The organism is Enterococcus sp. HMSC061C05 (assembly GCF_001814765.1).
Lineage (GTDB): Bacteria > Bacillota > Bacilli > Lactobacillales > Enterococcaceae > Enterococcus_B > Enterococcus_B lactis.
In genome coordinates, this window is record NZ_KV817748.1 from 100,443 (window position 1) to 101,954 (window position 1,512).

A 1,512-nucleotide genomic window follows, 5' to 3' on the forward strand; every position below is an offset into this window, starting at 1 on the left:
TTCTTTTTCATTTAGGCTCCTTTTTTAGTTAGTAAAGTGATCCGGGATTTATAAATTCATCACAAAGTTTATAATTTTAATGGTTTATTTATCTTCTCTATACAAAATCCCAACTATATGAAAGCACATTCATTTAAATGTTAACATAAAAGCCTTTATACAGGATTCCAAATTTTTACTATAAAAATAAAAAAAGTTTATAAAATAATAGTTAGACAATGAAAAAATATCATACTCTTGCGTAATTTAAACAAAGAGAATGATATCTTATATATTTAAGTCTTTTCTGTTTATTTTTGGGTTATCTTCAAAATTATTTAATCATTAGAACGAGTTCTATCAATCTTGTCCTTTCTTTATCCCTGTTGCCATCTCAAAAACAAACACTTTTATGTCCGATTTTTCAGACATTTTTTTGTTGTTTTTATTAGAAAAAGTTTGTTTTTTCATTATGATAGTAAGAAAAAAATACCCTTCTCTTGCATAAATGAAATGAAGCAAAGAAAATGATCAATTAAGAAAAAAAATGATTAACTATTCTATTATTAGGCTATTTGTATTATTCTTCTGTCACTTTTCTATCAAAAAAGCCAGAAATAACTAGATATAGGTATTTCTGGCTTATAATATAATATTTACGCCACAGCCTCCCAATGATTCTTTTTGGAATCATAATCTAGGATGATTTGCAGTAACATAAATAAATATGACAATCGCTGGCAGTTTATCCAAGAGTACTCAAGAAAATACAAAATGTATTGTTCAAGCGCCTATCGTAATGATAAAATGAAACAAATAAACGATACATGGAGGAAGAGACCTTGAGTAATGGCAAAAAAATTTTTTTCATTGTAAAAATCATTCAGTTGCTGATCTATGGGATTTCGGTAGCGTGGGCATTTTTTTATAGAGGAAACACACCAAACTGGCCACTTTATCTCTTGTTAGTGGGAATATTAGTAGGAAATTTTGTCCCACTTCACTATCGTACCAACTTTTTTTCAACTGATTCTGGCCTTTTTCTTAAAAAAAAGACGCGAAAATTAGAAAACATTATTGAAATGACAATTACCTGCATAGTCATTTTCTTAGTAATATTCCTAAACGTCTTCTAATAAGAATCTCTTAAAATTAGCTTGTTACAGTTAGTTACCTAGTTTGTATTTTTCCTAATTTAAATAACACAGTGATCTTATCTTCCTCATCAACATCTTTTGCCAACTCTTTGTCTTAAATTTGAAACAAACAACAGAGCTACGAACACTAAGACTGTTTTGGCTCTGTTTTTTGCATCAAATTTACTCTCATATAGCTGATAATCTCGGCTCTTTAAAAGAAATTATTTTCGCTTCATTTTATTATGAAAAGAGCGTGGGACAAAAGTAAAGAACACTTTTGTCTCACGCTCTAAACACGTATAAACGGCGGAAGCAGAAGCAACTCCTTCGGAAATAAGCCGAATTTTCATAAAAATTTGAGAAACAATTTTCGTAAATTCCTTCTTATTTCTTG

At 29.1% G+C, this 1,512-nt stretch carries 1 protein-coding gene; it reads left to right on the top strand.

Going from position 1 to position 1,512, the window contains the following annotated elements; translation table 11 throughout:
- Window positions 1-821 precede the first annotated feature (821 nt).
- Window positions 822-1,115, top strand: a complete 294-nt coding sequence (locus HMPREF2988_RS08730) for a hypothetical protein (RefSeq protein WP_070770450.1) — start codon at window positions 822-824, stop codon at window positions 1,113-1,115.
- The last annotated feature ends 397 nt before the right edge of the window (window positions 1,116-1,512 follow it).